This is a genomic window from Ruegeria atlantica, assembly GCF_013032005.1.
Classification (GTDB): Bacteria; Pseudomonadota; Alphaproteobacteria; order Rhodobacterales; family Rhodobacteraceae; genus Ruegeria; species Ruegeria atlantica_A.
Genome location: NZ_WQBE01000006.1, coordinates 91,024 through 104,433, shown reverse-complemented (window position 1 = coordinate 104,433; position 13,410 = coordinate 91,024). Strand labels below are relative to the sequence as shown.

The 13,410-nt window shown below is 60.2% G+C and carries 12 protein-coding genes; 6 read left to right on the top strand and 6 right to left on the bottom strand.

What is annotated here, in order from left to right; all coding sequences use genetic code 11:
- Window positions 1–69: 69 nt before the first annotated feature.
- The 6 genes from GOX21_RS12870 to GOX21_RS12845 all read left to right on the top strand — a co-directional run bounded on the left by GOX21_RS12870 (window position 70) and on the right by GOX21_RS12845 (window position 6,754).
- Window positions 70–948, top strand: a complete 879-nt coding sequence (locus GOX21_RS12870) for an RNA polymerase factor sigma-32 (protein ID WP_170377693.1) — start codon at window positions 70–72, stop codon at window positions 946–948.
- Window positions 945–1,760: a ChaN family lipoprotein gene (locus GOX21_RS12865; RefSeq protein WP_170377692.1), complete on the top strand. Its 816-nt coding sequence runs from the start codon at window positions 945–947 to the stop codon at window positions 1,758–1,760. Before GOX21_RS12870 ends, GOX21_RS12865 begins: the two co-directional genes overlap by 4 nt.
- A gap of 63 nt (window positions 1,761–1,823) precedes the next feature.
- A complete protein-coding gene (gene coaBC, locus GOX21_RS12860; protein ID WP_170377690.1) occupies window positions 1,824–3,020 on the top strand; it encodes a bifunctional phosphopantothenoylcysteine decarboxylase/phosphopantothenate--cysteine ligase CoaBC in 1,197 nt (398 codons plus the stop codon).
- 15 nt (window positions 3,021–3,035) lie between these two features.
- Entirely contained in the window at window positions 3,036–3,491 is a 456-nt protein-coding gene (gene dut, locus GOX21_RS12855) for a dUTP diphosphatase (protein ID WP_170350570.1), read from the top strand.
- A complete protein-coding gene (locus tag GOX21_RS12850) occupies window positions 3,491–4,540 on the top strand; it encodes a HesA/MoeB/ThiF family protein (protein ID WP_170377688.1) in 1,050 nt (349 codons plus the stop codon). Before dut ends, GOX21_RS12850 begins: the two co-directional genes overlap by 1 nt.
- 198 nt (window positions 4,541–4,738) lie before the next feature.
- On the top strand, window positions 4,739–6,754 hold the full coding sequence (locus GOX21_RS12845) for a M3 family metallopeptidase (protein WP_170377686.1): 2,016 nt from the start codon (window positions 4,739–4,741) through the stop codon (window positions 6,752–6,754).
- Here GOX21_RS12845 and GOX21_RS12840 read toward each other — a convergent pair.
- The 6 genes from GOX21_RS12840 to GOX21_RS12815 are packed head-to-tail and all read right to left on the bottom strand — an operon-like array spanning window position 6,751 to window position 13,315.
- The gene (locus tag GOX21_RS12840) at window positions 6,751–7,683 is read right to left on the bottom strand and encodes a 2-hydroxyacid dehydrogenase (protein WP_170350567.1); all 933 of its coding nucleotides are present in this window, start codon (window positions 7,681–7,683) and stop codon (window positions 6,751–6,753) included. The two genes, GOX21_RS12845 and GOX21_RS12840, sit on opposite strands and share 4 nt — an antisense overlap.
- Before the next feature lie 15 nt (window positions 7,684–7,698).
- Complete coding sequence (rodA, locus tag GOX21_RS12835; RefSeq protein ID WP_170350566.1) at window positions 7,699–8,838, bottom strand: rod shape-determining protein RodA; 1,140 nt, start codon at window positions 8,836–8,838, stop codon at window positions 7,699–7,701.
- The gene (gene mrdA, locus GOX21_RS12830; protein ID WP_170377684.1) at window positions 8,835–10,784 is read right to left on the bottom strand and encodes a penicillin-binding protein 2; all 1,950 of its coding nucleotides are present in this window, start codon (window positions 10,782–10,784) and stop codon (window positions 8,835–8,837) included. The genes rodA and mrdA overlap by 4 nt, the downstream gene beginning before the upstream one ends.
- Entirely contained in the window at window positions 10,781–11,317 is a 537-nt protein-coding gene (locus GOX21_RS12825) for a rod shape-determining protein MreD (RefSeq protein WP_170377683.1), read from the bottom strand. The genes mrdA and GOX21_RS12825 overlap by 4 nt, the downstream gene beginning before the upstream one ends.
- The gene (mreC, locus tag GOX21_RS12820) at window positions 11,310–12,212 is read right to left on the bottom strand and encodes a rod shape-determining protein MreC (protein WP_170377682.1); all 903 of its coding nucleotides are present in this window, start codon (window positions 12,210–12,212) and stop codon (window positions 11,310–11,312) included. The genes GOX21_RS12825 and mreC overlap by 8 nt, the downstream gene beginning before the upstream one ends.
- A 56-nt stretch (window positions 12,213–12,268) precedes the next feature.
- Window positions 12,269–13,315 (bottom strand): rod shape-determining protein, encoded by a 1,047-nt coding sequence (locus tag GOX21_RS12815; RefSeq protein ID WP_008756832.1) that lies wholly within the window; start codon window positions 13,313–13,315, stop codon window positions 12,269–12,271.
- Window positions 13,316–13,410 lie beyond the last annotated feature (95 nt).

The window sequence follows — 13,410 nt, the reverse complement described above, 5'->3', positions numbered from 1 at the left end:
TTGTTCTGCGTATCGACCCTAAGTCGGTAAGGCAAGCCCGGCACGCGCCTGTGAAAAGGGGAGATTTCCATGGCACTGGATAATGGAACCGATTTTTCGATGTCCCGGCAGGCAATGAAAGCCGAATTGCTGGACGCAGAAACTGAATTAAAGCTGGCTTATGCGTGGCGTGACGACCGTGACGAACAAGCGTTGCATCGGTTGATCACGGCCTATATGCGGCTGGCGATTTCGATGGCGGCCAAGTTCAAACGATACGGCGCGCCGATGAATGATCTGATTCAAGAGGCTGGTTTGGGCCTTATGAAAGCGGCCGACAAATTTGATCCCGACCGAGGCGTGCGCTTTTCAACCTATGCGGTCTGGTGGATCAAGGCGAGCATTCAGGACTACGTGATGCGCAACTGGTCGATGGTGCGCACTGGGTCGACCTCATCGCAGAAATCCCTGTTTTTCAACATGCGGCGGGTTCAGGCGCGTTTGGAACGCGAGGCCGCAACCGAAGGGATGGATCTGGACCGTCATCAGTTGCACCAGATGATTGCAGCTGAAATCGGCGTGCCCTTGCGTGATGTTGAGATGATGGAAGGGCGCCTTTCGGGCTCGGATTTCTCTCTGAACGCGGTGCAATCGACGGATGAAGACGGTCGGGAGTGGATCGATGCGCTAGAGGATGAACGCGAGCAAGCTGCCGAGACGGTTGAAAACAGCCACGATACCGAACAGCTGCGCGAATGGTTGGTGACGGCGATGCAGGCGTTGAACGACCGCGAACGCTTTATTGTGCGCGAACGCAAGCTGCGCGATCCTGCCCGCACGCTGGAAAGTCTGGGGCAAGAGCTTGGCCTGTCCAAGGAACGCGTGCGTCAGCTTGAGGCTGCGGCTTTTGTGAAAATGCGTAAGAACCTTGAAGCACAGTCGCGCGAGGTGCAACACTTCATCGCATGAGACAGCTTGCGATTCTTGTTTGTACACTGATGGTTATGGCCGCGCCCGGCCAGGCCGAAGATTTGATCCCCAATGATATTTTGGCCGCGATGACCTCGGCGGATGTAGTCATTTTGGGCGAGATACACGACAACCCGCAACACCATGTCATTCAGGCCGAAGCATTGAAGGCCATCACCCCCTCGGCTGTTGTGTGGGAGATGGTAACCGAAGAAGGTGCGCAGCGACTGGCGGATAAGGCTGTATCCAACCCCGAAGAGCTTGCGCGCATTCTGGAATGGCTTGAATCGGGCTGGCCGCCGCTCAGCATGTATTACCCGGTGTTTCAGGCATCAGACGCGCCCGTCTACGGGGCCATGGTTCCACGTGCCGCAGCCCGTGCGGCGATGGAGCGAGGGGCAGCCACCGCTTTGGGCGCGGATGCGGCACGTTATGGACTGACCGTGCCTTTGCCAGCCGACGAACAGGCCGCGCGCGAGGCCGATCAACTGGCCGCCCATTGCGATGCGATCCCAGAAAGTGCCTTGCCGCAACTGGTGGCCATTCAGCGCTTGCGCGACGCTGTGCTGACGCGCGCCATCTTGCGCGCCACCGATGAAACCGGCGGCCCGGTTGCGGTGATCACCGGGAATGGCCATGCCCGTAAAGATCGGGGCATTCCCACCTTTTTGAACCGATTGCGCCCGGGGCTGAAGGTCTTTGTGCTGGGTCAATCCGAAGATGGCGTGGTTAATGGCACCTTCGACGCGGTAATCGACAGCCCCAGCGTTGAACGCGAAGACCCATGTCTGGCGTTTCAAAAGCAGAATTAACCGCTGGAACTGTCAGGCCCCCTTGCCTAATGTCGGGGCCGACCGGGACAGGAAGGGCTGAACATGCTGGCATCGAAACGCATTCTGCTGATTATCGGCGGTGGGATCGCGGCCTATAAGTCGCTGGACCTGATCCGGCGCCTACAAGAACGCGGCGCGGCCGTGACGCCCGTGTTGACGCGCGCGGCTGAGGAATTCGTGACACCCCTGTCCGTGGCGGCTCTGGCTGGTGAAAAAGCCTATCGCGATCTGTTCGATCTAACAGATGAGGCCGAGATGGGGCATATCCAATTGTCGCGCTCGGCGGATTTGATCGTTGTGGCCCCCGCGACTGCGGATTTGATGGGGAAGATGGCTACCGGGCTGGCGAACGATCTGGCCTCGACCCTGTTGATGGCGACCGACACGCCGGTTCTGTGTGCCCCTGCGATGAATGTTCGCATGTGGGACCATCCGGCGACGCAGCGCAATTTGAAACAATTGCAGGCCGACGGCGTCCGTTTTGTCGGCCCGAACGAGGGTGATATGGCTTGCGGCGAATACGGCCCCGGCCGTATGTCCGAACCGCTTGAGATCGTCGCAGCGATTGAGGCGGAACTGGGTCAGGGCCCGCTTAGCGGTAAGCGTGTGCTTGTGACCTCGGGGCCGACACATGAACCGATTGACCCGGTGCGTTATATCGCCAATCGCTCCTCTGGGGCGCAGGGTACGGCGGTAGCCCGGGCGCTTGCTGCACTGGGCGCTGACGTGGTCTTTGTCACCGGCCCAGCGGATGTTCCGCCACCCCCAGGGGTGCAGGTCGTGCAGGTCGAAACCGCGCTGCAAATGTCGGACGCCGTGAATGCCGCACTGCCAGTGGATGCAGGCGTGTTCGCCGCAGCTGTCGCGGATTGGCGGGTCGCAAGTGCCTCGGACAAAAAGCTGAAGAAAAGCCGCGATGGGATGCCAGCGCTGGAGTTTGCCGAAAATCCCGACATCCTAAAACGCGTATCGCATATGAAAACTGGTCGCCCGGCGCTGGTTGTGGGATTTGCCGCCGAGACGGACAATGTGATCGAACATGCCACCGCCAAACGGGGGCGTAAGGGCTGTGACTGGATCGTGGCCAATGATGTCAGCCCGGCAACCGGGATCATGGGCGGGTCCGAGAATGCGGTGATCCTAATCTCGGATGACGGGGCCGAGGAATGGCCGCGCATGGGCAAAGATGCAGTGGCCGAGCGTTTGGCGACCAAGATCGCCGACGCTTTGACGAGCTAGACAAGAGGAACAGTGATGGTTGCAATTCGTGTGATCCGCGAACAGGGCGCTGACCCCTCAGTACCCTTGCCGTCTTATGAAACCGCGGGGGCGGCTGGTGCGGATGTGCGGGCAAACCTGCCTGGCGGTGCGTCAATCACGCTTGAACCGGGCCAACGCGCCCTGGTGCCCACTGGTCTAAGGATCGAAATTCCGCAGGGGTTCGAAGTTCAGGTGCGCCCCCGTTCGGGTCTGGCGCTGAAACACGGGATCACTCTGCCCAATACGCCCGGTACGATCGACAGCGACTATCGCGGCCCATTGGGTGTGATCGTCCTGAACGCAGGTCAAGAGGCGTTCGAGATCACTCATGGCGAACGTATCGCGCAACTGGTCGTAGCCCCGGTCGTGCAAGCTGCGTTCGAAGCGGTTGATATGCTCAGCGACACGGCGCGCGGGGCGGGTGGTTTCGGCTCGACCGGGCGCGGCTGATGCTTCTGGTCGGGATTTTAGCGGCTGGTCTGTGGGGCATCGGCTATCTGGCTGGTGTATCGCGAACGGCCCGCACGACTTCGGTGGCCGTGCTGCTTCTGGGTGTGATTACGGCTCAATTGCTGCTGCCTGATGGGCATCCCTTGCGTCAGGCGACCGGCGGTTCTGCGGCGATGTGGCTGATACTGGCGGGTACGGTGCTGCTGGTACTGGTTTACGGACGTGTTCTGAAAGCGTTGCGAAACCGCGCCGCGCCAGCCTCAGCCAAGGAGCCCGCAATGCCATCCGACCAGTTTTCTGAGACCGAACTTGAGCGCTATGCCCGCCATATCGTCCTGCGTGAGCTGGGCGGGCCGGGACAGAAAAAGATGAAACAGGCGCGGGTTCTGGTCATCGGTGCTGGCGGTCTTGGGGCACCTGCGTTGCAATATCTGGCTGCCGCGGGGGTGGGGACTATCGGCGTGATTGATGATGACGAGGTTGAAAACGCCAATCTGCAACGGCAGGTTATCCATCGCGACGCAGATATCGGCATGCCCAAGGTCTTTTCGGCCCAACAGGCGATGCTGGCGCAGAACCCCAATGTGGTTGTTCTGCCCTATCACCGCCGCCTGACGGATGAAATCGCCACTGAACTGTTTGCCGATTTTGACCTGATCCTTGATGGCACCGATAACTTTGACACCCGTTATTTGGCAAACCGCACTGCTGTCGCGCTGGGCAAGCCGCTGATCTCGGGCGCGCTGTCACAATGGGAAGGCCAGCTCAGCGTCTTCGACCCGGCCAATGGTGCGCCCTGCTATCAATGTATCTTCCCCCAGGCTCCGGCCCCCGGTCTGGCCCCCTCCTGCGCCGAGGCTGGTGTGATTGGCCCGTTGCCCGGCGTGGTAGGCTCGATGATGGCGGTCGAGGCGATCAAGGTAATCACTGGGGCGGGGCAAGCCCTGCGCTGTGAGATGCTGATCTACGACGCGCTATTTGGTGAAAGTCGCAAAATCACCCTATCACGCCGGGAAGATTGCCCCATTTGCGCAGGTTCCGAAAACTAGATGCAACCGCCGCGCGCGTCAGCGCGCGGTCCGGCCCAACGCCGCCAAGGCGCATCTTTGATGCGCGCTGCGGGGGCGGGAGCCCCTGAAACCGCGCCCTGTTTCTGGCGCGCGAAACTGGATTGTCGCGGAATTTGATACGCCACCTCTGGACCATTCCAGCCCGCCTCCCTAGCTTGACCAGCAAAGGAGATTTGCATGACCAACCCGATCCTGTCCAACTGGACCACGCCGTTTGAAATCGCTCCGTTCAACGCAATCTCAGACGACGATTTCGCCCCCGCGCTCGAGCAGGCCATGCAGGCGCATAACGCCGAGATCGACGCGATTGCCGATAACCCCGATGCGCCCACCTTTGCCAATACGGTCGAAGCGCTGGAAGCTGCTGGAGAGCAGATGGACAAGGTGTTGTCGGTCTTTTTTACGGTCGCAGGGGCAGACAGCAACCCGGCACGAGAGGAACTGCAACGAGACTTCTCGCCCAAACTTGCGGCGCATTTCTCGGGTATTTCTTCGAATAAGGCTCTTTTTCAACGGTTGGCCGATCTGTGGTCTCGCAAGGAGGATCTGAACCTGACGGATGAACAGGCCCGCGTTCTCATGCTGACCCATCGCGGTTTTGTCCGTGCGGGTGGGGCGCTTGAGGGCGAACAGGACGCCCGGATGCAGGACATCAAGGCACGGCTGGCCTCGTTGGGAACGTCTTTCACGCAAAACCTTCTGGCCGACGAACGTGATTGGTACATGGAGCTTTCCGAAAACGATCTTGAGGGGTTGCCTGCATTCGTGGTGGATACCGCCCGCGCTGCGGGGCAGGAAAAGGGAGCAAAGGGTCCGGTGGTCACCCTGTCGCGCTCACTGATTGTGCCGTTCTTGCAATTCTCGCCCCGGCGCGACCTGCGGGAAAAGGCCTATCGGGCCTGGGCGGCGCGTGGTGCCAATGGCGGTGAGACCGACAATCGCAATATCTCAGCTGAAATCCTGCAACTGCGCGAAGAACGCGCCAAACTGCTGGGCTTTGACAGTTTCGCCGATTTCAAGCTGGAATCTGAAATGGCCCGCACGCCTGACAAGGTGCGCGAACTGCTGATGCAAGTTTGGGGCCCCGCCAAGTCACGCGCCGATGCCGATGCTGAAATCCTGACGCAGATGATGCAGGAGGACGGCGTCAACGGCCCGCTGGAAGCGTGGGATTGGCGCTATTATGCCGAGAAACGCCGCAAGGCCGAGCATGATCTGGATGAGGCCGCGTTGAAGCCTTACCTGCAGTTGGATCGGATGATCGAGGCTGCCTTTGCCTGCGCAAACCGCCTGTTCGGGCTTGAATTCGCACCGTTGGATGTGCCGCTTTATCACTCCGATTGCCGCGCGTGGGAAGTCACGCGCAACGGGCAACATATAGCCGTTTTCATAGGCGACTACTTCGCACGGGGGTCTAAACGGTCAGGGGCGTGGTGCAGTGCGATGCGGTCGCAGGCCAAGTTCCCCAAAGTGCAGGCGCCGGTCGTGATCAACGTCTGCAACTTTGCCAAGGGCGATCCTGCGTTGTTGTCTTACGACGATGCCCGGACCCTATTCCACGAGTTCGGTCACGCGCTGCATCAGATGCTGTCCGATGTGACCTATGAAAGCATTTCGGGCACCAGCGTGGCGCGGGACTTTGTAGAGTTGCCCAGCCAGCTATATGAACACTGGCTGGAAGTGCCCGAGGTTCTGGCCGAATTTGCCACCCACGCCGAAACCGGCGAAGCGATGCCACAGGAGATGCTGGAAAAAGTGCTCAAGGCCGCCAATTTCGATCAGGGGTTTCAGACGGTGGAATATGTCGCCTCGGCGCTGGTCGATCTGGCGTTCCACGATGGCGATGCCCCGGCTGATCCGATGGCGAAACAGGCTGAGGTTTTGTCCCAGATCGGCATGCCGCAAGCCATTGGGATGCGCCACGCCACCCCACATTTCGCGCATGTCTTTGCGGGCGATGGCTATAGCGCGGGCTATTACAGCTATATGTGGTCCGAGGTCATGGACGCCGATGCCTTTGCCGCGTTTGAAGAGGCCGGAGGGGCCTTTGACCCGGAACGCGCTAAAGCGTTGGAAGAAAACATCCTGTCCACAGGCGGCTCACGCGAGGCCGAAGAGCTGTACCTCGCCTTTCGGGGTCGGTTGCCGGGGGTTGAGGCCTTGCTGAAAGGGCGCGGTCTGATCGCGGCTTAGTACCCCAGAGACCGGTCAACGAGGTGCAGGAAGGGTTCACCTTCCTCACCCCGACGGATGTTCTCGCAGATCACCTGCGCTGCTGTTTCGGGCCGGGTTTCCGAGGCGATATGCGGGGTCACCGTCACATTCGGATGCGCCCAATAGGGGTGATCTGCAGGCAGGGGCTCAACCCGAAACACGTCCAGCGTCGCGTGGCCAACCTGACCCGCATTCAGTGCCGCCAGCAGGGCATCGTCGTCGATCAACGGGCCCCGACCGGGATTGATAATGCAAGCACCCTTTGGCAGCAGGGCCAGAGTGTCGGCGTTCAATATACTCACGGTGGCGGGAGTGTCAGGCAACAGCAAAACCACGATCTCGGCCCGCGACAAGGCTGTGCGCAGCCCATCGGGACCATGCAGGCAGGTAATACCGGGAATATCCTTGGCTGTACGGCTCCAGCCGGTGACATCGAATTTCAGCGCCGCCAGCGCACGCGCCGCGGCCTCGCCCAACGCGCCAAGGCCCAGAACACAGACCTGACGTCCGGTTGCCAGCGGGGGCGGTGCAGGGGTCCAGACACCATCCTGCACGGTGATGTGTCGATCCATGCCGAGGTGATGGCGCAGCACGTGGCCCACCACCCATTCGGTCATGCCTTGTGTCAGGCCATGATCCACCATCCGCGCCAGCGGCACGGTCAGGGTCGCATTCCCCGCGATTTTTTCTACCCCGGCCCACAGGCTAAGCACGGCCTTCAGCCGGGTGTATGGGGTGAAATCCAGTAACCCACCGCTTGGGGCATAGACAATATAGTCGACTTGATCCGGCTCAAACTCGGTTGCCAGGTGAAAGTCTACCCCGGCTTCGGTCAGGCCTTTGGTCAATAGAGGCTTATAGATCGGCCATTGCGCTGGGCGCGCGGAAAACAGGACGTTCACGGGCATAAGGGGCCTCTCGGATCAGCGGGGGCGGTGGATATGGGCGCTTTGGACGATGCCGAAGGCGGCCATCAGAACCAGCATGGCGGAACCGCCATAGCTGACCATCGGCAACGGCACTCCCACCACCGGGGCAAGGCCCATCACCATCGACATGTTGACAGCAAAGAACAGGAAGAAATTCAGTGCGATGCCCAGCGTCACCAGTGATGAGAATCGATCTTTTGTCGAGAGCGCGGTGATTAGGCAGAACACCAGGATCAGGCCATACAGAGTCAGTAGGGTGATGCCACCGACAAAGCCGAACTCTTCGGCCAGCGTGGTAAAGATGAAGTCGGTGTGTTTTTCGGGTAAAAAGTTCAGACGCGACTGCGTACCCTGCATGAACCCGCGCCCGTTCCATCCCCCCGATCCCAAAGCGATCTTGGACTGGGTGATGTGATACCCTGCGCCCAGCGGATCGGTAGACGGGTCCAGAAACGTGTCGATCCGTCGGAACTGATAATCCTTGAGCAACTGCCACTCGGTCCCGCGGCTGTTGAACACGGTGGCAATCAGGCCGACCACAGCGGCGATGACGGCGGCGAAATAGGCCCAGTGGACTCCAGCCAAAAACATCAGCCCGCCACCTGCCGCCAACAGCAGGATTGAGGTGCCCAGATCGGGCTGTTTCAGAACCATGAACGTGGGGATCAGGATCAACGCCACCGGGATCAGCACCCACAGCGGGCGTGACGTTTTATGAGACGGTAGCCAGTCGTAATAGGCGGCCAAAACCATAACCAGCGCAACTTTCATAACCTCGGACGGCTGCAGTCGCATGAATCCCAGGTCGATCCAGCGCTGCGCGCCCATGCCGATGGTGCCAAAAAGCTCAACGAAAACAAGCAATACGATTGACCCGAGATAGGCCACGACAGACATGTTTCGCCAGAACCAGATCGGTACCAGCGCGATGATGAACATCGCTGTCAGACCCAGCCCAAAGCGTTCCATCTGCGGTTCCGCCCAGGGCATCCACGATCCACCCGCAACCGAATACAGCATCAGGAATCCGGCACTTGCTGTGCTGATCAGCAACAGGGTCAGTGGCCAGTTCATATACAGGAATTTGCGGAACCCCGACGGTGTGGATTTGACGGCATATTCAAGATAGCTCATGCGCGGTCCTTCTCGGTCGGACGCGCTTTGGGGCGGCGATCGCCCTCAAGCCGTTTTTGCTGTTCCTTGATGCGGTCGCGATCGCCAGCCGGATAGGCCTCGAGCGGCGGTGTGCCGTTGTACAGCGCTTGCAACATGATGTCCCGTGCGACCGGGGCCGCTGCCTTGGAGCCACCGCCGCCATGTTCCACCACCACGGCCACGGCGAATTTCGGATTGTCATAGGGTGCAAAGCTGACGAACAGCGCGTGGTCGCGGCGTTCCCATGGCAGGTCTTCGTTGCGGATCACACCGGCTGCGCGCTCCGCCTTGGTGATGTTGCGCACCTGGCTGGTGCCGGTTTTACCGGCCATGCGGAATTCATCCGCGATGATACGGCTGCGATAGGCGGTGCCGCGCCGGTTGTTCGAGACCGTGAACATGGCATGACGCACCTGTTCCAGATTATTGCGGTTCACCGCCAGCGGTTCTCCCGCGCCGGAAGGTTGTTCAATCCCGTTCACCGAGCGTACCAGCCGCGGCGACACCGCGCGACCGGTTGCAATCCGCGCCGTCATGACTGCCAATTGCAGCGGTGAGGCCAGCATAAAGCCTTGACCGATCGAGGCATTCGCCGTGTCGCCGACCAGCCATTCCTCGCCATGAACACGCTGCTTCCACGCCTGGTTAGGTGCCAACCCGGCGGCGACGGCAGACATCGGTATGTCGTGCTTTACGCCCAGACCAAAAATGCGCGCCATTTCCGAAATCTTGTCGATACCGGTGCGCAGAGCCACGTCATAATAATAGACGTCGCAGCTGCGTTTCAGCGAGGTTTCCAAATCAACCGTGCCGTGCCCGCCGCGTTTCCAGCAGTGGAAGCGGCGGCTGCCCACCTTTAGGTGGCCGGGACAATAGACTGTGTTCGATGGCCCGATCACCCCGGCCTCAAGCGCGGCCATGGCGGTGATCATCTTGAAGGTCGAGCCCGGCGGATAGGTGCCCTGAACCGTCTTGTTGGCCAGCGGGCGGTAATTGTCCTGTGTCAGCGTCCGATAGTCTGCGACCGAGATACCGCGCACGAACAGATTCGGATCAAAACTGGGGGCTGAACTGATGGCACGGATATCGCCGGTTTCGCAATCGATCACCACGGCGGCGGCACTTTCCCCGGCCAGACGTGCTTGCGCGTATTGCTGTAGATCCGCATCGACAGAAAGCTGCAAGTCGGCCCCGGTCTCACCTTCTTGCCGGTCCAGTTCACGCATCACGCGGCCGGTGGCGTTGACCTCGACCCGTTTCGCCCCGGCTTTGCCGCGCAGGGCAATCTCTTGCTTGGCCTCTAGCCCGACCTTGCCGATCTGGAACCGCGGAATTCGTAGGACCGGCTCTGGGTCTTCGATCTGGCTCAGGTCATAATCGCTGACCGGGCCGACATAGCCGACCACATGGGCAAAATCCTCATAGCGCGGGTACTGCCTTGTCTGTCCCACTTCGGGGATCACACCGGGCAGGGCGGGTGCGTTGACGGCAACCTTCGAGATATCCTCCCACGTGACCTGATCGGCCAGCGTGACCGGCAGGAACGGGGCCGAGCGGCGCATTTCGGTCTTGGCGCGTTCAATCTCATCTGCCGTCAGGGGGATCAGCTCTGAAAGCTTGGCGATAACCTGATCGACGTCACCGGCATCTTCGCGCACCATGACGATACGGTATGAGGGCGAGTTCTGGCCGATGATCTCGCCGTTCCGGTCGTAGATCCGTCCACGGGTTGGCGGGATCAGGCGGATATTGATCCGGTTTTCCTCGGCCAGCAGGCGGTATTCATCGGCCTGATCCACCTGCATATAGCGCATCCGGGCGGCGAGCCCGCCGATGAAGGCGGTTTGTAGCCCACCCAAAAGCAATGCTCGACGAGGCAGGCGTTTATAGGCAAGGCCCGGGGCTTTGGGTTTGCGCTGTTTCATCCCCGTGTCCCTACGGCATTGGTATTGGCCACGGTTGCGCGCCGCACGCCAAGCGCGTTCTGGCTAAGCAGAACGATCAAAGGATAAACCGCAATTGTCAGAACCACTTGTATCACTACAGGCCCCAATGCCGCTTGTTGTACAGACACAATAGCAAGAATGACACGGTTCAGCATGAAAACTACCGTGATCGCCACCGCAACGGTGGACCATTCGCTAACAAAACCTGAATCCCGCATTCCAAATGCAGCCGAGCGCAGATAAGCCGAGCCCAACACTACGAGCGCGGCCAACAAGCCGGGCGGGCGTTGTAACAACAGATCAGCCATCAGCATGACGAAGGCGATCAGCAGGGTCGGTACATATTCGGGCCGCCTCAGTACCCAGGCAAAAGTCAGTGCGATCAAAAAGTCGGGAAATGGCCAGCGGTCCGGTTTCGTGTCCAGTGGCAGCAAGTGCAGAAATAGCACAAGGGCGGCCAGTATAAGATACAGCCCACGCTTGGACCAAAGCTGTGAGGTTGCGTTATCCATCGCCGACCTCGGACGGGGTCAGGGCGGCCTTGGGGTTTCGTGGACCGACGATATCACCCGTATCGCGGATCTGGGGCGCTGATTGATAGCGCAGCACCCGCAGAAATTCGAGCCGTTCAAAATCTGCTGACAGGCGCACCCGCAGGCGACCGCCGGGATCAGCAGTGATCTGACCGATCAGCAAACCGCCGGGAAACACGCCACCATCGCCCGAAGTTACGACCCGGTCGCCGGGGCGGACCAGCTCTCGGTTCTCCAGAAACTCGACCGCCGGTGCGGATGTGTTGTCGCCGGTGATCAGGGCGGTCTGGCCAGAGGGCTGGATTGTGGCAGGGATCGCGCTGGAGGCATCAGTCATCAGGATCACCCGTGCCGTGTCCGGCCCCACGCCGGAAATGCGCCCGACCACACCAATCCCATCCATTGTGGCCCAGCCATCGGTGATACCGTCGCGCTCCCCCACATTCAGCAGAACCGACTGCCGGAAGGGTGACCCGCTATCGGCCATCACGACCCCGGTGATATAGGTCAGACGGGGATCGAGACGCACGTTGTTCAAATCCAACAGCCGGGCGTTTTCCTGTTCAAGCTGAAGTGCTGCTTCTTTCCAGGCGCGCATCAGGCGCAGCTCGCTGCGCAGCTCCTGGTTCTGTTCGCTCAGGCGTTGGTAACTTTGGAAATCGCGGGCCAGGTTGACCACGGCGGTGACCGGGACCATTGCCCACTCCATCGAGGGCACCACCCGGTCCACGACCTGCGCGCGGAACCGTTCCACGCGCGGACTGTCGATCCGCCAGACCAGAAAGATGGCAAGCAGGCACAGCACCACAATCCCCAACAGCAGACGGCGCAGGGGGGTGGTGTATTCGTCGCGCTGTGATCGGTCCTTTGCCACAGGTTACCTTCCCGTGCTGCTCTTGCCCGAGTGTTGTCCCTTAAAGGGTGCGCGCCTTAGCTTTCGTAGTCAATCGCGTGGCGCAGCTGTTTTTCATATTCCAACGCCTTGCCGGTGCCCAAAGCCACACAATTCAGGCTTTCATCTGCAATCGACACGGCCAGCCCGGTTTGTTCGCGCAGGGCCAGATCCAGATCGCCAAGCAGCGCGCCACCTCCGGTCAGCATGACGCCTCGGTCCACGATGTCCGCAGCCAGATCGGGCGGAGTGGTTTCCAGCGCGGTCATGACGGCTTCGCAGATCGCCTGAACTGGCTCCGACAATGCCTCGGCCACTTGCGCCTGGCTGATTTCGATTTCCTTCGGCACGCCGTTCAGCAGGTCGCGGCCACGGATATGCATCGACTGACCGCGGCCGTCATCGGGCATACGGGCGGTGCCAATGGTGGTCTTGATCCGCTCGGCGGTCGATTCACCCACCAGCAGGTTCTGCTGGCGGCGCAGATACGAGATGATGGCTTCATCCATCCGGTCTCCACCCACACGGACTGAACGGGCATAGACGATGTCGCCCAGCGACAGAACGGCCACCTCGGTGGTGCCGCCACCGATATCAACGACCATGTTGCCGGTCGGGTCAGTAATTGGCATGCCAGCACCGATCGCGGCAGCAATAGGTTCCGCAATCAATCCGGCGCGACGCGCACCTGCGGACAGAACCGACTGACGGATCGCACGCTTTTCAACCGGAGTTGCGCCGTGTGGAACGCAGACGATGATTTTGGGTTTCGAAAAGGTCGAGCGCTTATGCACCTTGCGGATGAAATGTTTGATCATCTCTTCGGCGGTGTCGAAATCGGCAATGACGCCTTCACGCATCGGGCGGATGGCTTCAATCGAACCCGGCGTCCGGCCCAACATCAGCTTGGCATCCTCGCCCACGGCCAGCACTTTTTTCACACCGTCTTTCACGTGGTAGGCGACAACGGACGGTTCCGACAGGATCACGCCGCGTCCTTTGACATAAACCAGCGTGTTCGCTGTCCCAAGGTCGATGGCCATGTCCGCTGTGAACAGGCCGCCTAGATTGCCAAAGATCCCCATGATTCCCCTGATCCTGTATGTCGGTTTTCTACTGCCCGCGACTCGACGGTTCCGGGACGGATGACTTATAGGGTGCCAATACGCCCGGTTAAAGG